Here is a 19041-nt window from a genome sequence, read left to right as displayed (position 1 = left end):
CGCAGACCAGCAAGCCCTCCCCAGGCACGATACGCCATCACTTCAAGGAAAAGCCATGGCCTCCACTCCCGCCACTCCCCAGCCACGTCTGGGCCAGGCGCCCGCACCGCTGGGCAGGGTCGAATTCCATTTGCAGTTCATTCGCTCATATGCCGATCCCGCGTTCGACGCCGTGCGCGGCGCCTTGGTGCAGGTGGAAGAAGTGGCGTGGAAGAATTACCAGGATGACCGCAAGGCCCCCGTGACACAGAAGGCGGGGCCCGGTTTTCTTGACCCCGATTACGACTTGTCCGTGGAGTGGAAAGCCACGCGCGACCGCCTGCTGGCCGCCGAAGCGCGCCAGAAAGACCCCGCCACGGCGTCGCGCGCGCTGCTGATCTGCGGGGCGGCGCGCAATGACGGTTCTTGCCCTGGTGAAATGTCGAAAACGTGGCGCATGACGCAATGGACCAGGGAAGTACTGCAGGCCGACAATATCGAAACGGACGTGCTGGACCTGAGCCTGCTGACCTCCTCATATGATTTGCACATTCACCCGTGCAAGGGCTGTGTCTCGACGGCCATGCCACTGTGCCACTGGCCATGCAGTTGCTACCCGAACCATGGCGAACGGCAGACGAATGACTGGATGGCGGAGATTTACGAGCGCTGGACGGCCGCGCACGCCGTCATCATTCTCACGCCCGTGTACTGGTACCAGACACCCAGCGTGCTGAAACTGATGATAGACCGGCTCGTGTGTGCCGATGGCGGCAATCCCGATCCCACGTCCACGCACGGCAAGAAAGCCATGGAAGCGAAGGCGCTCGAACTGCAAGGCTGGAATTACCCGAAACACCTGGCCGGGCACGCGTATGGCCTCGTCGTGCATGGCGACGTGGCCGGCATCGAAGGCGTGCGACGGGGCCTGTCCGACTGGCTGGACTGGATGGGCCTGGTTGACGCAGGCGCCAAGGCGCGGCTGGACCGCTACATCGGCTATTACGACAGTTACGCGCAAAGCCACGATGCTCTCGACCATGACACCAATCTGCAGGAAGAGGTACGCAACGTGGCCCGCGCCGTGGCCGTCGCCGTCCAACGGCTGCGCGCAGGCACGCTGGCGCCACCCGATGCGGAACTCCAGCCTCCCCGGCCAAAATGACACCCGGCACAACTACCCCGCCATGCGCGAGGCGTGGCGGCACAGCTCCAGAAAACCGGCCAGGCGCGGCGAGAGTATCTTCTTGGACTGGCGGATCAGGTAAAAGTTCCGCTCCAGGGGCGGCAGCATGGTCTCGAGTTCCACCAGTTGCCCGCTGGCCAGCAGATCGGACACGACGACGCGCGACAGGCAGGCGATGCCCAGCCCCGCCGCCGCGCCATATTTGATGGCTTCCGAATTGCTGAATTCGCCTGCGGCGCGCAGATAATGCAGATACGGCACCAGCGCCTGCTCCACGGCTTCGCGCGTGCCTGAGCCCGCTTCGCGCAGCAGCCAGCCTGCCTGGTTCAGTTCCGTAAAGCTGAGCAGATGGCGCAACTGCGCCAGCGGATGCGTGGGCGCGGCCACGATCAGCATCTGGTCCGTCAGCCACGGTTCCACCAGCAAGCCCGCTTCGTGGCACGGCCCTTCGATCAGGCCGATATCGACACGGAACTCCGCCACGGCGGCGGCGATGTCGGCCGTGTTGGCAATCGTCACCTGCGGAATGCTGCGCCCGTATTGCTGCGCCGCTTGCGCCAGGATCTGCGGCAGCAGATAGATGCCGATGGTGGTGCTGGCGCCGATCTGCAGGCTGACGGGCACGGACGGGTCGGCGCCCGCGAACTGGCGCTCGATGCTGGCGGCGCCGTCGCGCATCTGCCGCGCCTGCGGCAACAGCAGGCGGCCATTGTCGTTGAGCAGCAATCGCTTGCCCACCCGGTCGAACAATTGCGCGCCCAGCAAGACTTCCAGCTCATTCAGGGACGCGCTCGTGGCTGATTGCGACAGCGCAATCAAGTCGCCAGCCGCGCTGGTACTGCCCGTGTCCGCCACGGCGAGGAAAATCTGCAACTGCCGCAAGGTCAACGCCATCTCATCTACCTATTTTTTCAGTTAAACATACAAAAACAATCCGTTTTACCATTTAATCAGAGAACTGTACAGTCATGCCATACGCATCAAGAACCATGGAGTACGGCATGTCATCCCTCTCAACAACTAACACCACAAGTTTCAGCGACCGCTATGGCCGCCTTCTGCCGGGCCTGCTGCTCAGCGGCGCAATCGCTTATGCAGCCATCGCGCTGGGCAAGCTGGAATGGATGCAAAGCCACGGCATGAGCGCGCTGACCCTGGCCATCATGCTGGGCATCGTGCTGGGCAACAGCGTGTACGGCCGCATGGCGCCCACTTGCGGCGCGGGCGTGGCCTTTTCCAAGCAGACTTTATTGCGACTTGGCATCATCCTGTACGGCTTTCGTTTGACCTTCCAGGATATCGGCCAGGTCGGCCTGGCCGGCATTGCCATCGATGCGCTGGTGCTGGCGTCCACGTTTGGCCTGGCCATGTTCCTCGGCACCAAAGTGTTCAAGCTGGAACGCAATAGCGCCATTTTGATCGGCGCGGGCAGCTCGATTTGCGGCGCGGCGGCCGTGATGGCGACGGAACCCGTCGTCAGGGGGCGCAGCGAGGATGTGACCGTTGCCGTCTCCACCGTTGTTGTGTTCGGCACCATCGCCATTTTTTTGTATCCCTTGTTGTACCAGCTGAATCAAGGCTGGCACCTGCTGGGCGCCACGCCTGCCGCCTTCGGCGTGTACATCGGTTCGACCGTGCATGAAGTGGCGCAAGTGGTGGCGGCCGGCAAGTCGATCGGGCAGGAAGCGGCGAATGCGGCCGTGATCGCCAAGATGGTGCGCGTAATGATGCTCGCGCCGTTTCTCGTCATCCTGTCGGCCGTGCTGGCGCGCGGCAAGGCGAAGGCCGGTGGCAAGGAAAAAGCGGCCAAGCTGGCCATCCCCTGGTTCGCCTTCATCTTCATTGCCGTGGTCGCCTTCAATTCGCTGGGCCTGCTGCCAGCGGGCACCGTGGCCACCATCACCGAACTCGACACGGTCCTGCTGGCCATGGCCATGGCGGCCCTGGGTTTGACGACGCATATGTCGGCCATCCGCCGCGCCGGCATCAAGCCCCTGTTGCTGGCAGGCATCCTGTTCTGCTGGCTGATCGCCGGTGGCGCCGCCATCAACCACGTGGTTGCCAGCCTGTTTGCCTGACCTTGAGCCGGATTCAAGCCGGGGCCGCTGACGCAGGAGCCGAAAACTTCGTACAATACAAGTGTTTTGACTCTCAAACCGGCTTCGGCCCCACCCAGGAATATCCATGCACCTCTCGAACTGGCTGCTTTTCTGCAGCGTCGCCCTGCTCGTCACGTTTTCTCCCGGCCCGGCCGTCTTGCTGGCCATCTCGAATGCCATCGCCGTCGGCCCGCGCCGCGCGATGATCAGCAGCATGGGCAATGGTTTTGGCCTGTTCATCATTTCCGGCGTGGCCATGGCCGGCATGGGCGTCGTGCTCGCCACCTCGGCCACGGCCTTCATGCTGCTGAAACTGGCCGGCGCCCTGTACCTCGTGTACCTGGGCATCAAGCAATGGCGCAGCAAGACCAGCGTCGTGGCCGATGCGCCCGTGGTGGCCGGCGCGGCGAATCCGAATTCCTTCTGGAAACTGTTCCGCCAGGGCTTGACGGTCGCGCTGACCAATCCGAAAGCCATCCTGTTCTTCTCGGCACTGTTCCCGCAATTCATCACGCCGGGCGAACCCGTGGCCATCCAGTTCACCGTGCTGACGACCTCGTTTGTTGCCTGCGCCATGCTGGCCCACTTGTTCTACGCCAACCTGGCGCGCCTGCTGAAAAACCAGCTGGCCACGCCGGGCCGCGCCAAGCTGTTCAACCGCATCACGGGCGGCGCCTTCGTCTTGCTGGGCCTGAGCCTGCTGCGCCTGCGCAGCAAGGCAGCGTAACTACTGTAGTAAAAACGCTTCGATGCTGGCGACCAGGGCCAGCGGCGTTTCATTCATCGGATAGTGTCCCGCATTGCCCAGCACCTCCAGCCGGGCTTGCGGGTACCACGCCAGATAGGTGCGGCGCATCAGGGCCGCATCAAAACGCGGGTCGTGCTCCCCCACCAGCGCCAGCAACGGTAGTGCCACGCGCGCCGCCTTGATGTCTTCACTGAAATCCGTCCCGCTCCACGCGAGGAAATAAGCGGCAAACGCGGCCGGATCCGCACTTTCCCAAGAATATTGCGCCTTCCAGTCCAGCCAGGCGGCCGGCAAGCGTTCTCCCGTGCTGCGGTTGATGATGGCGCGCCGCGCCTGCACATTGCCACTGGCGTCGAGAAACAGTTGCCGCGCCGCCCCATCGAGCGCCACGCCACAGCTGGGTACTGGCGCCACGGCAACCAGCTTGCGCAGGCGCATGGGCGCCAGCAAGGCCAACAGTTCCAGCGCCATGCCGCCCATCGAGTGTCCCACCACGCTGAAGGTGGCAAAGCCGAGTGCATCGGCCAGGGCCAGCGCGTCGCGGGCCACTTCGTCCATCGAGTACTTGCCTGCCGCGCCGCGCATGCCGCCATAGCCGCGATTGTCCATGAAGACATAGCTGAAAGCGCCGCCATCGAGGGCCGCTTCCATCGGCGCGAACGCGTGCGCGTCGCCAAACCAGCCGTGCAGCACGATGACGGCGTGGGGACCATGGCCCAGGCGATGATAGGTGTTGTGCATATTCACTCCTGAAAAAGAGTGTGATGGTAAGTGGCCAGCCATCGACCCGCCTTCGATGGCAGGTCAAATACTGTAGAGTACGGGCCATGGATGATTTTTATACGGAAGTGCCGCGCCCCTTGATCGCCACGGCGCGCGACTATGCTGCTGATGCCGTCTTTCCCAGCCACAGCCATGCGCGCGGGCAATTCGCGTATGCGGCGCAGGGAGTCATCAGCGTGCACACACCGCAAGGCAGCTGGCTGGTACCGCCGCAACGGGCTTGCTGGGTGCCGGCCCAGCTCGTCCACGGCATGCGCATGCATGGCGCCGTGACCATGCACAACGTGTTTATCGACGCAGCCGCCATCGACGGGGCCGGCTTGCCGCCCCACTGCCAGGTGCTGGACACGCCGCCGCTGCTGCGCCAGCTACTGGCCGAGGCCGTGACCGTCGACGCGCTGTATGCGGAACAATCGCGGGCCGGACGATTGATGGCCTTGCTGCTCGATGAGATTGCCGCTGCCCGGCCCCTGCCCCTGAGCGCGCCCCTGCCGCAGGAACCGCGGCTGGCGCGGCTGTGCATGGATATGCTGCAGCAACCGAGCCTGGATAGCAGGCTCGATGCGATGGCGGCGCAGGCAGGCATGAGCCGGCGCACCTTTACGCGGCAATTCCGCATCCAGACGGGACTGGGCTTTGCCCAATGGCGCCAGCAAGCGTGCCTGCTGGCCGCCATCACACGGCTGGCCGAGGGGCAAGCCGTCACCAGGATCGCACTCGACCTCGGTTATGCCAGCCCCAGCGCCTTCACGGCCGCCTTCCGCCGCGTGCTGGGCCAGGCGCCCAGCGATTATCTAGCCTAGGAAATGATGTTCTCAATGCACTGCGCCAGCGCCTGCGCCAGTTTCTGCACATGGTAGCCGTCGACAAAACCATGGTGGGCTTGGGCGGCAAACGGCACGCGCATGCGGCCATCGTCCTGCGCGGGGCCGAACTTGCCCCAGGTAAAGGTCGGGATGTCGGCGTCGCGGTGACGGTAAATCGGGTGCTCGATGGCCGCCAGCTCCAGCCATGGCAGGCAGGTGATGAAGATATTGTTGCGCTGCTCGCGCTCGGTTTCTCCCTCACCCGTGTTGATCAGCGCGCAGCTCGCTTCGGCCAGGCGTTTCGCTTCCAGGCTGCGTGCGATGAATAGATCGAGTTGGTCCGTCATCGCGAAGCGCGTGTAGTTGAGGTTCTCGTCGCCGTTGATGACGGTGTACGAGGCGGGGAAATCGTCGATCTTGATTACTTCGCCCTGGTGGATGCGGTACATGAAATTGTCGATTTCCCTGACTGTATTGAGCAGGCAGAACAGGAAAAAGTGGAATACGGGGATGTTCCGTTCCTTGCACCAGGGACGGAAATCCGGCACGTCGAGCTGGAAGTTGATGTTGACGAGGGGATTGTCAAACGCCCGGAACAAGTCATAGCGGTCGCGCCGCTTTTCAAAATTTTTCATGCGGCGAGTGTAGACGATGGCGGTGCTGGCGGGCAAGTCATGCCGTATCGGCCTGCCAGTAATTTGCCAGGGCGTCCAGGGCATACTGTCCAGACAGGCTCTCATCCACCTGTGCGACAAACGTCAGGAATTGCACGACGGCCTGTCTTTGCGCCGCATTGAAGCCGGCGTATTTCGCGATAGCATACGCGCGCAAATCCCGGTTCCGTTCAGACGGAGAAAGCGCATGCACTGTCATTCCAAGCACATCTGTTTCCCAGCTTGTCCGATGCTGATATGCCACGGCGTAGCGCATGTATGCCGGCAAGTAATACAGAAATTCATCAACCTCCATATGGGCGAGCAAACCTTCACCCTCCTCGATTTCAGCATCCGGAATATCTTGCCAGATCGAATCGGCTCGATCCTTGCCGCTTGCCACCCATTCCCTCTCGCTGATGTCGCCCGACATACCGTATTTATCCGTCAAGAAAAATTGGCGCAAAGATGTTTCCGGGCGCTGCGTACCAGCGAACTCGCGCTCAATGCAGGCGATCAGGCTGGCCGCGTCTGCCGTGGCCGTCGATAAATTATCTGAACAACTCATTAAAAATCCTTGGATATCTCTAAAATCTCCCGGGCCACCTCGGCCACGCCCGCTTCCAGCTCGCCAGGCGTTGGCATCAGGGCGAAGCGGGTCAATTCCCCGTTCAAGGCCGCCGCCAGCCCGGGAGAATGGCGCACGGTGCCTTGCAGAATAAAATATTTCCACTGCTCGTCGTTACCGGCCAGCACCGTTTTCACATACGGGGCAAGGCGCGCACCGACGCCGGCCAGATACGGCAGCAGCACGGCTGCCACGGGCCAGTTCACGTCTTGCACCCATTCCAGTATCTGCGGCATGGCTGGAGCAATGTCGTCCCATCGCAATGCGATCAGGGCTTGCGCATGCTGCGTATCGTGTTTATCGCGCGGCAATGGCAGATGCATGCGTGGTGTCATGTGGCGCTGCCATGCGCCAGGCCCCGCTGCACCTGCCACGCCAGCGGTAAAGTGAGCAGCAATACGGCCGCCAGCGCCAGCAAGGCCGTGTTCACGCTCGTATGGTCACCCAGCGCGCCGAACAGCACGGGCGACAGCGCCCCGCCGCCGATGCTGCCCGTGTAGAACAGGGCAAACGCGTGCTCGCGCTTGCCGGGCTCGGCCAGTTCCGGCACGGCGCCGTACAGCACGGACGAGGTACCGTTCAATGCCAGCCCCAGCAAGGGCAGCATGGCCATGACGCCGGCCAGCGGCAGCCACAAGGCCGCCACGATCAGCAGCGAGGTCATCGATTCCGTCAGCCACACGGTCTTCATCATGCCGATGCGGGCGCCCAAGTAGCCGCACAGCAGCTTGCCGAAGGCGCCGCCCACGAACAGCAGAGATAAGGCCACGCCGATGCCGGCCGTGCCCGCCCCCTTGCTTTTCAGCAGGAATGGCAAAAAGGTGAGAAAACCCATGCGCACGGCGCTGTCCAGTGTGCCCGTGGCCAGCAAGGCCCGGAAGCCTGCTTTGGAACCGCTGCCGGCGATGGTCTTGCCCGCCTTCTTTGCGCCAGCCTGCAATTCGCCCGGTTTCGGCAGCAGCCACCACAGCAAGCCGGCCGCCGCCAGCCCCAGCAAGCCCAGCAGCGAGACGCTGGCTTGCCAGCTGCAGACCAATAACAGCAAGCCCACCAGCGCGGGTATCAAGGTCTTGCCGATATCGCCGGCAAAGTTGTAGTGCGACAGCGCTTCCTTCACACCGCCACCCGCCTCGTGCGTATCGGTGACGATGGACGAGGCCAGCGGATGCTGGGTGCTGGCACCCAGGCCGCCCAGCAGCAAGGCGAACAGCAGCACGGCCAGACCGCCCGCCTGCCCCGCGACCAGATAGGCGACGCCGGCCAGCGCCGTGCCGCCCACCAGCAGACGCTCGCGCCCCCAGCGCTTGGCCATACGGCTGGCCAACAACTGGAAACCGGCCATCATGCCCGAGTACAAGCCGCGCAGCAGCCCCACCATGGCATAGCTGATGGCAAACTGCGCCTGCCAGATGGGCAGCAACACGTAAATGACGTCCGTCAAGCCGTCATGCACGGCATGCGCGCTGCAGGCGGCAAACAGCGAGCGGCGGCGCAGGGATTTGTCGGTAACGGTGGACGTGGCGGATAACGAGGTGGCGGACGGGTCGGTCATGGCTCTGCGGGTATCGGGAGAGATATCTAGTATACAAGTCTCTGCTCATCCACGTGCCACGGCTTCCTATCCTTGCGGATGGATCAGCGCATTGAGCACCATATCTTCCCACTGGCCGGCAATTTTCAGATAGGCCCTTGCATAACCTTCGCGCTCGAATCCCAGCGTGCGTAACAGGCGCTCGCTTTTCACGTTGGCCGGCATGTGGTTGGCCATGATGCGATGCAAGCCCAGCTCCCCGAAGGCATAGCCGATCCCCGCCGCCGCCACTTCGCGCATCAGGCCACGCCCCTCGCAAGCCTTGGCGATGGAATAGCCAAGGTTACACGCTTGAAGCGGCCCCCTGACGATATTCGTGAAATTACACCCGGCAACCATCTTCTGCGAGTCCCGTCCGATGGCGATGAAATTGACGGCATTGCCATCCAAAAATGCGCGCCAAGCGCTCGCGGCACGCGCATGGCAGGCATCTGCGGTGTAGAACTGGCTGTCGCGTTCAGGCTCCCACGGCGCCAGATGATGCCTGTTTTCCTGCTGGTAGGCAAGCAGCAGGTCTGCATTGCCGGGGTGGAGCACGGTCAAAATGGTCTGTGGCGTTACAATCGTGGGCAATGGTTGCATGGGTATCCAGAGTCGGTATTGTCACCGCACTCTGCGGTATCCAGCCTGCCGCGTCAATATCATCGTTGGCCTTGCACCGCCACGACAGGCGGCGCAAGGCCCTTACCTTATTTGGCCATCGCATCCTTGGCCATGCCGTCTTTCTTCATTTCATCCTTTTTCATCTCGTCCTTGGCCATGCCGTCTTTCGCCATGCCATCCTTGGCCATGTGATCCTTCTTCATGTGTTTCTTGGCCATCGGCTTCTTCATGCCGTCCTTGTCCATCGCATCCTTGTGCACGGCATCGGCCGAAGCGTCCTTGGCCATGGCATCTTTCTTCATGGCGTCCTGGGCAAACGCAGCGCCCGACATGAGGATGGCGGAAGCGATGATGGCGGTGATGGTGGTTTTCATGATAGGTCCTTGTCTCAGTGTTGGATGGGCGAGATTGCCCGGTGGTAAAGCGACTGCGGTGCTACAGGTATTGCCAAAAGTGATCAAGAGCCGCCGAACCAGTTGTATCCCTGACTCTCCCAATACCCTCCCGGGTAGGTATTCGTGACAAAAATGGCCTGGATGTGCTTGGGGTTCTTGTAGCCCAGCTTGGTCGGCATGCGCAGTTTCATCGGATAACCATACTTGGGCGGCAATTCCCGGCCGTCATACGTCAGGGCCATGATGGTTTGCGGATGCAGGGCCGTGGCCATGTCGATGCTCGTGAAGTAATCGTCGGCGCACTTGAAACCGATGTATTTGGCCGTCGTGTCGGCGCCCACCCGCTTGAGGAAATGGGAAAACGGCACGCCGCCCCACTTGCCGATGGCGCTCCAGCCTTCCACGCAGATATGGCGCGTCACCTGCGTTTCCTGCGGCAAGGCGCGCAACTGCGGCAAGGTCCACGGCTTCTTGTCGGCGATCAGGCCGCTCAATTCCAGGCGCCAGGCGTCGCCGTCGACCTCTTCCACTTCATCCTCGCCGTAATACGCGTTGAAGGGAAACGGCCGCGTGATCATGGAATCGGGATAGGTCGGCGCCAGCTTGGTAGGGTCAAACAACCAGCCTTGCACCTTGTCATTGAATCGCGACACCGCCGTCAAGGCTGTCTCGATGCCGGACGGGTCGCTGGCGCTGCACCCAGTCAGCAAGGACAGGCCGCCCAGGCTCAGGCTGCGCTGCAGGAACAGGCGGCGCGACGGCTGCTTGATCTGGCGCAAGGCGTCGGCCAGCATGGCTTGGCCCTGCTCTTGCACGATGATGGTTTTTTTCATGCTCATCTCCTTTAGCGACCGCGCAGCATGGCGACCAGAGTGCGCGGCACCAGCGCCACCATCAGCAGGTGCACGCCGACAAAGCCCGTCAGCAGTGCCATGGCGATAAAGTGGACCCTGCGCGCGCTCTCGTAGCCGCCCATCAGCTCGCGCAGCAGGGGAAATTGCACGGATTTCCACAGCACCAGGCCGGACAGCACCAGCACGATGCAATCGAGCATGACGAACAGGTAGGCGGCGCGCTGCACCATGTTGTAGTGGCGCGGGTCCGCATGGGCCAGCTTGCCTTTCAGCGCGGCGACGAAATCGGCCAACAGCAGGCGCGGCGACAGGGGAAAGAACTGGCGCCGCAAGCGTCCCGAGACGATGTTAATCAGCAGATACAGCAAACCATTGGCCACCAGCAGCCACATGGCGGCGAAATGCCACTGCAGGGCGCCACCGAGCCAGCCGCCCAGGGTCAGGGCACGCGGCAGCTCGAACGGGAAGAATGGCGCCGCGTTATAGATGCGCCAGCCGCTGGTGGCCAGCACCACGACGGCCACGGCGTTGAGCCAGTGCGCGATGCGCAGCCAGGCTGGATGGATCACGCTTGCTTGTCCGTTCATCACATCGCTCCCTTCGCGCAGGATGCCGTGCTGACGGCTTGCAGGATGGCGCTGCTGCCGCTGCGCTGCACGAAGGCAACCACTTGCAGCTGCTCCGGACGCCAGCTGGCGGGCAGCTTGACTTCACGGCGCAGCTGGGCACGGCCTTGCGACATCGCAACTGGCCCCAGCCACAGGCGCACGGCTGCGTCGTGATGCAGAGTGGCGCCGCGGTTTTCGCCGCGCAGCACTTTGGACACGATGGCGCTTTCGCTGATGGCCACGTACAGTTGGCCGCGCGTCTGTGCGTCCGACGCGCTGGCATTTGCTTCAAGCACCAGTTTCCCACCGGGCTCCGGCGTGGCGGACAGGCCGATGTTGACGGGCGCGGCGGTCGCATTGATGCGGCGGATGGCGGCCGGCAGTTGCGTATCCCAGCTGCGCAATTCCGTGCCGCCGACGAAAAACTGCGGCGTGTAGGCCACGTGGCGCGGCTGGTGGCGCAGCAATTCGGCTTGGCGCGCATCGAATTGCGGCTGCGCCAGCGGGTCCGTCCAGCCGATCTGGTCCCAGTAGGTGACGTGCAAGGCCAGCGGCACGATCAGGCTGGCCGCTCCCGCTTCCTTGCGCAAGGCGCTCAGGCGCTGGTCGGCGGGCGGACAGCTGGAGCAGCCTTCGCTGCTGTAGAGCTCCACCAGCGCCGCCGTCTGCGGCCCGCTTTGCACGGCGCAGCGCTGGCCGGCTGCCATTTGCGCCATGGCCGGGGCGGCCACAGCCATGCTCAGTACGGGTAAAAGCAGTGTTGCAAGGCGGTGCTTGATGTCCATGGTCGTTACCCGGTATATTGAATTAAGAAGCGTGCTTGCCTGTCAATTCGCCGCATGCCGCGGATTGGTTACAGCCACCATCCATTATTTTTTGAATTTATTTTTTCCAACGCCTGTCACCAAAGGCCTGCATGCAACGAATACCTGTAAGCGAACACCTGCATGGCACGGAATTGCGGCTGCATGGCTTGATGCTGCGCGGGCTCGATGGCGATGCGGCGGCCTACCGCAGTTTTTTGCAGGCAAGCAGCCAGCACTTGCGCGCCTTTTTCCGGCACCGCCTGCAGCGCTGGCCGGACGAGGTGGAAGACCTGGTGCAGGAGTGCCTGCTGGCCATCCACAACCAGCGCCTGACCTACGATACGGGGGTGCCGCTGACGTCGTGGATTCATGCGATCGCACGGTATAAATTGATCGACTGGCTGCGCCGGCATGGGCGGCGCGAGGCGCAGCACTTGCCGTATGACGAAGAAGATAGCGCGCAGGAACTGTTTTCCAGCGCCGATGCCGAGGCGGTCGAAGCCAGCCGCGACCTGGGCAAGCTGCTGGCCACCTTGCCCGCGCAGCAGCGCGACGCCATCGTGCACACCAAGCTCGATGGCTGGTCCGTGCGCGACACGGCGGCCGCCATGCGGATTTCGGAAGCCAGCGTCAAAGTGGCCGTACATCGCGGCTTGAAGGCACTGGCAGCCAACTTGAGGATAACGACACCATGAAAACCGATGACTTGATCGCCATGCTGGCCAACGGCCCCGACGTGGCGGCCACGCCGCCCCCGGGCACACGCTGGCGCGCCGCATCCGCTGTGGGCGCCGGGCTGCTGGCCAGCGTGGCCCTGATGGCCATGCTGCTGGGCGTGCGGCCCAACCTGGAACAGCTGGCCCTGTTGCCCGATTTCTGGATCAAGGTGGGCTTTGTCGTCTGCCTCTGCCTGGCGGCCTGGCAGGTCAGCCGCCGCCTGTGCATGCCGGGTGCCGCCACGCGCGCCCTGCCCCTGCTGCTCGCCATGCCGCTGCTGCTGATGTGGGCGCTGGGCGCCATCGTCCTGAGCGAAGCGCCACCCGAGCAACGGGCGGAACTGTTCTGGGGCGCCACCTGGCGCAGCTGCCCCTTGCTCATTGCCCTGCTGTCGCTGCCGATCCTGGCTGCCGTGCTGCGCCTGATGCGCCAGCTGGCGCCCACGCGCTTGCGCCTGGCCGGCGCGGCGGCCGGGTTCGCCGCCGGCGCCATGGCGGCCCTCGTGTATTGCCTGCACTGCCCCGAGCTGGCGGCCAGCTTCGTCGGCTTCTGGTATGTGCTGGGCATGCTGGCGCCGACCGCCATCGGCGCGGCCATCGGCCCGAAAGTGCTGGCCTGGTGAACCAATGACATGCTTTTCAAAGCAGTGAATCCGTTTTCATCCCCCGGTGCGTACAAGTCAGGCAGCCTGCAGTTTCTTGGACTTGTCTGTCAACGCTAACAAAAATCGGGAGAATCGAAATGTCATTGTCACACTCGAAAACCGCACTGGGCGCCGCCCTCCTGGGCAACCTGCTGACCTTGGCGATCGCGCCATCGGCCTACGCTTCCAGCCACCGCGAAGCGCCGTTCATCACGCAAAACCCCAAAGTCGACGCCACCGACTTCTATATGTTCCGCAGCTATGAAACGGGGCGCGGGGCCTACACCACCCTGGTGGCCGACTATATCCCCCTGCAGGACGCCTACGGCGGCCCGAACTACTTCGCCATGGACCCGAACGCGCTGTATGAAATCCATATCGACAACAATGGCGACGGCAAGGAAGACCTCACCTTCCAGTTCCGCTTTACCAACACCATCAAGGATGGCCAGTTCACCGTGGGCGGCAAGAAAGTCTCGATTCCGCTCGTTATCAACGGCGGCGCCATCGATTCCGTCAACCCGGCCGGCCTGAACGTGCGCGAAACCTACAGCGTGACCGTCGTGCGGGGCGACCGCCGCACGGGCACGCGCAGCAGCGTCACGAACGCCACGGGCGGCGGCACGACTTTCGACAAGCCAGTCGACAATATCGGCAACAAGGCCGTCCCCAACTACGCCGCGTATGCCGCGCAGCATGTGTACGCCGTCAATATTCCCGGCTGCGCCACGCCGGCGCGCATGTTCGTCGGCCAGCGCAAGGACCCGTTCGTGGTCAACCTGGGCGAAACGTTCGACTTGATCAACATCAAGGCGCCCGCCACGGAGTTTGCCGCGAATGCGGAATCGGCCGCCAAGGATGACCTGGCCAAGAAAAACGTCACGGCCATCGAGATGGAAGTGCCGACCGCCTGCCTGACGGCCGGCGCCGACCCTGTCATCGGTGGCTGGACCACGGCCAGCCTGCGCCAGGGTCGCCTGCTGAACCCGGCGCCGGGCACGGCCACGGCGGCTTCGAAGGAAGGCGGCGCGTGGGTGCAAGTGTCGCGCCTGGGCATGCCGCTGGTAAATGAACTGGTGATCGGCCTGAAGGACAAGGACCGCTTCAACGCCAGCAAGCCGTCGGGCGACGCGCAATTTGCCGATTACGTCACCAACCCCACGGCGCCAGCCCTCGTGGAAGTGCTGTACGGCTCGGCCGGCGCCAAGGCGCCCACCAACTTCCCCCGCAACGATCTGGTCGCCACCTTCCTGACCGGTATCAAGGGCGTGAACCAGCCCGTCACCGTGACGGCATCGGAAATGCTGCGCCTCAATACGTCCATCGCCGCCACCAACGTCGGTGCGCAGAACCGCCTCGGCGTGATCGGCGGCGATAACGCGGGCTTCCCGAACGGCCGCCGCCCTGGCGACGACGTGGTCGACGTGGTGCTGCGCGTGGCCATGGGCAAGCTGTGCACCCTGAACATCGGCTGCGCTCCGGCCGACGCTCCCGCCGGCGGCCTGCATTTCACGGATGGCGCCTTCCTCGACGAAACGTCGTTCACGGCAGGCTTCCCCTACCTGAAAAATCCCGTGGCCGGTTCGCCGCAGCTGTAACCAGGAGAACGCGATGAAAAAGCTCTATGTAAGCGGCGCCCTGGCGCTCACGGCCCTGCTGGCCGGCTGCGGTGGCGGCGGCGGCAGCCATGGCGGCGATAATGGCGACGGCGGCGTTACCCCCCCTCCCGTCGTGCTGCTCGACGCATTTTATGTGGCCGTCAGCAACGTCATCCTGACCACCAGCGATGACAAGGATGGCGTCGGCATTGACGCCATCATGGCGACGTCTCCGGAGACTACGGAGCCGGTGCCTCTGTAAGCCCATCGGGCGCCGGGGAGTCAGCTCCCCGGCGCCCTTGCCCATTCCCGTCGATGGCGTCCACGATGAAAACACCGATTTCCCTGCTGTGCGCCTGTTTGCCCTTGCTGGCATGGGCCGCGCCCTACACGCCGAAAGATGGCAGCGCCGTCATCGAACAGCTGCCGCGCCGCGCCGACGCCACGCAGCTGGCCCTGCGCGGCCTGCGCCAGCAACTCGACGCCAAACCACAAGACCTGGCCCTGGCCAGCGGCCTGGCCCAGCGCTATATTGCGCTGGCCCGCAGCGAAACGGATCCGCGCTACCTGGGCTACGCGCAAGCGGCGCTGGCGCCGTGGTGGCGGCAAGCGGCGCCGCCCGTCCCCGTGCGCCTGCTGCGCGCCACCATCCTGCAAAGCACCCACCATTTCGGCCCCGCGCTGCAGGATCTCGACGCCGTCATCGCCCAGGAGCCGGCCAACGGGCAAGCGTGGCTGACGCGCGCCACCGTGCTTACCGTGCAGGGCGACTACGCGAAGGCGACGGCCAGCTGCGCCCGGCTGTCGGCCTTGACAACGCAGCTCGTCACCGTCACCTGCCTTGCCAACATCGCCAGCGTCACGGGCCGCGCCGCCGCCAGCGAGCGTTTGCTGGACCTGACCTTGCAGCGTAGTGCCGGCGCGGCGCCCGAACTGGAAAGCTGGGCCGCAACCCTGCTGGCGGAAATGGCCTCGCGGCGCGGAGAGTGGGCGCTGGCCGAGGCCCGCTACACCAAGGCGCTGGCGCAGCAGCCGCGCGACAGCTATCTGCTGGGCGCCTACGCGGATTTCCTGCTCGAGCGGCAGCGCCCGCAGGAAGTCGCCAAGCTGCTGAAAGAGCGGCAGCGCATCGATGCCCTGCTGCTGCGCTACGCGCTGGCCCTGCAAGCGCAGTCTGGCCGGCAGCCCGCCTTCCTGGCGGCAAAAGCGGAACTGGCGGCCCGCTTCAACGCCGCCATGCAGCGCGGCGACACCGTGCACCAGCGCGAACAGGCCCGCTTCGCCCTGTTTTTGCAGCAGGATATCCCCGCCGCCCTGCAACTGGCACAGAAAAACTGGGCCATCCAGAAGGAAGTGCCCGACATGCGCATTCTGCTCGAAGTATCCTTGGCCGCGCACAACTATTCGGCGGCACAGCCCGTGCTGGCCTGGATCGCGGCCAATGGCGTGGAAGACGTGGCGCTGCAGCGGCTCGTCAGGCTGCTGGGGCCGCAGGATGATGCGAAAATCAGTTCTGCGAAGAAGGCAGGTGCGCTATGAAACGATGCCTTTTCATCCTGCTGCTGTGCGCCTGGCTCGCGCCCGCGCAAGCCCACAAGCCCAGCGACAGCTACCTGAGCCTGGAGGTCCACGGCCAGCAGATCGAGGGGCATTGGGATATCGCCCTGCGCGACCTCGATTTCGCCATCGGCCTCGATGGCAATGGCGACGGCGCCCTGACGTGGGATGAAATCCGCGCGCGCCACGAGGCCATCGCCGCGTACGCGCTGCAGCGCCTGCATGTGGCCAGCGACCAGGGCGCGTGCCCCTTGAAAGCCGTCGAGCAGCTGATCGACAACCATACCGACGGCGCCTACAGCGTGCTGCGCTTCCAGGCCAGCTGCCCCGGCGCGGCGCCGGCCAGTCTCGCCATCGGCTACACCTTGTTCGCCGACCTCGATCCGCAGCACAAGGGACTGTTCAAGATTAATAGCGATGGTTCCACGCAAACGGCCATCTTCGACCCGGACAGCCCGCGCCAGACGCTTTCCCTGGCCGCGCCCGACCGCCTGGCGCAGTTCGGCGCCTATGTGAAACACGGCATCTGGCATATCTGGATCGGCTACGACCATATTTTGTTTTTGCTGTCCTTGCTGCTGCCGGCCGTGTTGCTGCCTGGCTTGCGCGAGCAGCAGCAAGGCTTGAAGGCGGCGTTCTGCGACGTGCTGAAAGTCGTCACGGCATTTACGCTTGCCCATTCCATCACCCTGAGCCTGGCCAGCCTGTCGCTCATCTCGCTGCCATCGCGCTGGGTGGAATCGGCCATCGCCGCCTCCGTGATCCTGGCCGCGCTGAACAACCTGCTGCCGCTGTTCCGCGGCAAGCGCGCCGTGGCCGCCTTCGTCTTTGGCCTGATCCACGGCTTCGGCTTTGCCAGCGTGCTGCGCGACCTGGGCTTGCCGCAGGGTTCCCTGATGGCCAGCCTGCTGGGCTTCAATGTGGGCGTGGAACTGGGCCAACTGGCCATCGTCGCCGCATTCCTGCCCGCAGCCTGGCTGCTGCGCAAGACCTGGCTGTACCGGCAGGTGCTGGCCGTCGGCTCGCTGGCCATCGCCTTGGTGGCGGCCGTCTGGCTGGTGGAGAGAGTGGTCGACATCAAGCTGATTTCAAGCTGATGGCGTTGTTGAACAGCCACTAGCCGGCCACAAGCCAGCCACAAGCGCGCACAACCGAGCTACAATACGAACAATTCTCAATCGCATCAAGGCCTGTTTGTCCGCGGACCATGGCATGGAAAGGTTGCATGCTACGCCCCGAACTGGAACTGCATCGGCAAATCGAAGTGCTCTACAGTGACCACCACGGCTGGCTGCAGGGCTGGCTGCGCCGCAAGCTGGGCAACGCCTTCGATGCGGCCGACCTGGCGCACGACACGTATCTGCGCATCCTCGCGCGGGGCCGCGCGCCCGGACGCGACGAATCACGCCAGCACCTGGCGCAGATCGCCAACGGCCTCGTGGTCGACCTGTTCCGCCGCCGGCATATCGAATCAGCCTACGCGGACGCCATCGCCGCGCAGCCGGAAGCGGCCGCACCGACGCCGGAAATGCGCGCGCTGATCGTCGAGGCACTGATGGAAATCGATGCCATCCTGGCCAGCCTGCCCGCTAAAGTGCGCAACGCCTTCTTGCTGTGCAAACTCGAAGGCATGGGCTACGCCGACATCGCCGCGCGCCTGGACGTTTCCGTCTCGTCGGTGGAAAAATACATCGCCCGCGCGCTGCTGGCCTGCTGCGCGGCGCAATTCGCATGAGCTCCCAGCTGGACAGCGCCCCCATCGCCCCCGCCGTGCTGCAGCGCGCCGCCGAATGGATGGCGCGGCTGTGGGCGGAAGACGCCAGCGCGGCCGATGCGGACGCCTGCGCCGCCTGGCGCGCCGCCCACCCCGAACACGAACGGGCCTGGACCCGGCTGCAGCGCTTCGCCCGGCAATTCGAGGCGTTACCGCGCGACGTGACGCGCAACGCCCTGGCACCGGCGCCGCGCCATGCCGCCGGCCGCCGGCGCGCCTTGCAGCTGCTGGGGCTGATCGCGGCAGGCGGCGGCACGGCCCTGCTGGCGCACGAGTCCGGCCTGTGGCGGCGCGCCGCAAGCGATTACCGCACGTCGGTCGGCGAGACGCGCGCCATCGTGCTGGCCGACGGCACGCAAGTGGTGCTCGACACGGCCAGCGCCATCGACGTGCGCTACGGCGCCAATGAACGGCGCATCGTGCTGCGCGCTGGCGCCATCCTCGTCACCAGCGCGCACGAAACGGCGCCCGTCTACCGTCAACTGCTGGTGGCAACGCCGCAAGGCACGGCCACGGCGCTGGGCACGCGTTTTAGCGTGCGCCTCGATGATGGCGAGAGCCGTGTCGCCGTGTTCCAGGGGGGAGTCGCCCTGCAGCCGATGCAGGACGGCTCCCCCGCCCTGCACCTGCAGGCGGGCCAGCAGGCTGGCTACACGCGTCTGGAAGTACAAGATGTGACGAACGTCGAAAACAGCGCCGCCGCCTGGGCCGATGGCAGCCTGGTGGCCGAGCGCATGCGCCTGAACGAGCTGCTGGCCGAGCTGGGGCGGTACCGCCACGGCGTGCTGCGCTGCGACGAATCGATCGCCGGCCTGCGCGTGACGGGCGTGTATTCGCTGCGCGACACGGACCGCTCGCTGGCCAACCTGGCCGCCAGTCTGCCCGTGCAGCTGGTTTACCGCACGCGCTACTGGGTCAGCGTGGGGCCGCGCCAGGCCAGCTGAAAAAATAAGTGAAAAAACGTTGAGGGTTTTGGCTTTTCGTTCGGAATACGGGAAGAACCGATTTTTTTC

The 19041-nt window shown here is 64.2% G+C and carries 23 protein-coding genes; 12 read left to right on the top strand and 11 right to left on the bottom strand.

The features are described from left to right. Positions 1-55 precede the first annotated feature (55 nt). Positions 56-1144, top strand: a complete 1089-nt coding sequence (locus ACQ4WO_RS11580) for a flavodoxin family protein (RefSeq protein WP_436481553.1) — start codon at positions 56-58, stop codon at positions 1142-1144. 12 nt (positions 1145-1156) lie between these two features. Here the strand turns inward: ACQ4WO_RS11580 and ACQ4WO_RS11575 are convergent, their stop codons facing one another. Continuing rightward, on the bottom strand, positions 1157-2059 hold the full coding sequence (locus tag ACQ4WO_RS11575; RefSeq protein WP_436481552.1) for a LysR family transcriptional regulator: 903 nt from the start codon (positions 2057-2059) through the stop codon (positions 1157-1159). A 107-nt stretch (positions 2060-2166) separates the two neighbouring features. Here ACQ4WO_RS11575 and ACQ4WO_RS11570 point away from each other — a divergent pair, with 107 nt between their 5' ends. Further along, the gene (locus tag ACQ4WO_RS11570; protein ID WP_436481551.1) at positions 2167-3243 is read left to right on the top strand and encodes a YeiH family protein; all 1077 of its coding nucleotides are present in this window, start codon (positions 2167-2169) and stop codon (positions 3241-3243) included. Between the two features lie 106 nt (positions 3244-3349). Then, a complete protein-coding gene (locus ACQ4WO_RS11565) occupies positions 3350-3991 on the top strand; it encodes a LysE family translocator (protein ID WP_436481550.1) in 642 nt (213 codons plus the stop codon). Here ACQ4WO_RS11565 and ACQ4WO_RS11560 read toward each other — a convergent pair whose 3' ends face one another. Beyond that, complete coding sequence (locus tag ACQ4WO_RS11560; RefSeq protein ID WP_436481549.1) at positions 3992-4753, bottom strand: alpha/beta fold hydrolase; 762 nt, start codon at positions 4751-4753, stop codon at positions 3992-3994. 86 nt (positions 4754-4839) lie between these two features. Between ACQ4WO_RS11560 and ACQ4WO_RS11555 the strand changes: the two genes are divergently transcribed. Then, positions 4840-5598 (top strand): AraC family transcriptional regulator, encoded by a 759-nt coding sequence (locus ACQ4WO_RS11555; protein ID WP_436481548.1) that lies wholly within the window; start codon positions 4840-4842, stop codon positions 5596-5598. On the opposite strand, the gene ACQ4WO_RS11550 is transcribed toward ACQ4WO_RS11555, so the two are convergent. The 9 genes from ACQ4WO_RS11550 to ACQ4WO_RS11510 form a co-directional block, all read right to left on the bottom strand. Next, positions 5595-6236 carry a CatA-like O-acetyltransferase gene (locus tag ACQ4WO_RS11550; protein WP_436481547.1) on the bottom strand — a complete coding sequence of 214 codons (642 nt, stop codon included), beginning with the start codon at positions 6234-6236 and terminating at the stop codon, positions 5595-5597. The two genes, ACQ4WO_RS11555 and ACQ4WO_RS11550, sit on opposite strands and share 4 nt — an antisense overlap. A gap of 37 nt (positions 6237-6273) precedes the next feature. After that, the gene (locus tag ACQ4WO_RS11545; protein WP_436481546.1) at positions 6274-6822 is read right to left on the bottom strand and encodes a DUF6714 family protein; all 549 of its coding nucleotides are present in this window, start codon (positions 6820-6822) and stop codon (positions 6274-6276) included. After that, positions 6822-7205 (bottom strand): DUF5071 domain-containing protein, encoded by a 384-nt coding sequence (locus ACQ4WO_RS11540; RefSeq protein WP_436481545.1) that lies wholly within the window; start codon positions 7203-7205, stop codon positions 6822-6824. The genes ACQ4WO_RS11545 and ACQ4WO_RS11540 overlap by 1 nt, the downstream gene beginning before the upstream one ends. Positions 7206-7213: 8 nt before the next feature. Beyond that, entirely contained in the window at positions 7214-8434 is a 1221-nt protein-coding gene (locus tag ACQ4WO_RS11535) for an MFS transporter (RefSeq protein ID WP_436481544.1), read from the bottom strand. Between the two features lie 66 nt (positions 8435-8500). After that, positions 8501-9055, bottom strand: a complete 555-nt coding sequence (locus ACQ4WO_RS11530) for a GNAT family N-acetyltransferase (RefSeq protein ID WP_436481543.1) — start codon at positions 9053-9055, stop codon at positions 8501-8503. Positions 9056-9162: 107 nt separating this feature from the next. Continuing rightward, complete coding sequence (locus ACQ4WO_RS11525; RefSeq protein ID WP_436481542.1) at positions 9163-9450, bottom strand: pentapeptide MXKDX repeat protein; 288 nt, start codon at positions 9448-9450, stop codon at positions 9163-9165. 83 nt (positions 9451-9533) lie between these two features. After that, entirely contained in the window at positions 9534-10265 is a 732-nt protein-coding gene (locus tag ACQ4WO_RS11520) for a molybdopterin-dependent oxidoreductase (protein WP_436481690.1), read from the bottom strand. A gap of 50 nt (positions 10266-10315) precedes the next feature. Continuing rightward, a complete protein-coding gene (locus tag ACQ4WO_RS11515; protein WP_436481541.1) occupies positions 10316-10912 on the bottom strand; it encodes a cytochrome b/b6 domain-containing protein in 597 nt (198 codons plus the stop codon). Continuing rightward, entirely contained in the window at positions 10912-11718 is an 807-nt protein-coding gene (locus tag ACQ4WO_RS11510) for a DUF1223 domain-containing protein (protein ID WP_436481540.1), read from the bottom strand. Before ACQ4WO_RS11510 ends, ACQ4WO_RS11515 begins: the two co-directional genes overlap by 1 nt. Before the next feature lie 131 nt (positions 11719-11849). Between ACQ4WO_RS11510 and ACQ4WO_RS11505 the strand changes: the two genes are divergently transcribed. The 8 genes from ACQ4WO_RS11505 to ACQ4WO_RS11470 all read left to right on the top strand — a co-directional run bounded on the left by ACQ4WO_RS11505 (position 11850) and on the right by ACQ4WO_RS11470 (position 18972). Next, positions 11850-12434: a sigma-70 family RNA polymerase sigma factor gene (locus ACQ4WO_RS11505; RefSeq protein WP_436481539.1), complete on the top strand. Its 585-nt coding sequence runs from the start codon at positions 11850-11852 to the stop codon at positions 12432-12434. Beyond that, a complete protein-coding gene (locus ACQ4WO_RS11500) occupies positions 12431-13078 on the top strand; it encodes an NrsF family protein (RefSeq protein WP_436481538.1) in 648 nt (215 codons plus the stop codon). The genes ACQ4WO_RS11505 and ACQ4WO_RS11500 overlap by 4 nt, the downstream gene beginning before the upstream one ends. Before the next feature lie 119 nt (positions 13079-13197). Continuing rightward, on the top strand, positions 13198-14697 hold the full coding sequence (locus ACQ4WO_RS11495; protein WP_436481537.1) for a DUF4331 domain-containing protein: 1500 nt from the start codon (positions 13198-13200) through the stop codon (positions 14695-14697). A 13-nt stretch (positions 14698-14710) separates the two neighbouring features. Further along, complete coding sequence (locus ACQ4WO_RS11490) at positions 14711-14959, top strand: hypothetical protein (RefSeq protein WP_436481536.1); 249 nt, start codon at positions 14711-14713, stop codon at positions 14957-14959. Between the two features lie 65 nt (positions 14960-15024). Further along, complete coding sequence (locus ACQ4WO_RS11485) at positions 15025-16236, top strand: tetratricopeptide repeat protein (RefSeq protein WP_436481535.1); 1212 nt, start codon at positions 15025-15027, stop codon at positions 16234-16236. Further along, positions 16233-17351, top strand: a complete 1119-nt coding sequence (locus ACQ4WO_RS11480) for a HupE/UreJ family protein (protein WP_436481534.1) — start codon at positions 16233-16235, stop codon at positions 17349-17351. The genes ACQ4WO_RS11485 and ACQ4WO_RS11480 overlap by 4 nt, the downstream gene beginning before the upstream one ends. Positions 17352-17479: 128 nt before the next feature. Next, complete coding sequence (locus ACQ4WO_RS11475; protein WP_436481533.1) at positions 17480-17989, top strand: sigma-70 family RNA polymerase sigma factor; 510 nt, start codon at positions 17480-17482, stop codon at positions 17987-17989. Next, positions 17986-18972 (top strand): FecR domain-containing protein, encoded by a 987-nt coding sequence (locus ACQ4WO_RS11470; protein WP_436481532.1) that lies wholly within the window; start codon positions 17986-17988, stop codon positions 18970-18972. Before ACQ4WO_RS11475 ends, ACQ4WO_RS11470 begins: the two co-directional genes overlap by 4 nt. The last annotated feature ends 69 nt before the right edge of the window (positions 18973-19041 follow it).

The organism is Janthinobacterium aestuarii, from assembly GCF_051380835.1.
Classification (GTDB): Bacteria; Pseudomonadota; Gammaproteobacteria; order Burkholderiales; family Burkholderiaceae_D; genus Janthinobacterium; species Janthinobacterium aestuarii.
Note: the sequence above shows the minus strand (reverse complement) of the source record. Positions and strands in the feature narration are given on the sequence as shown.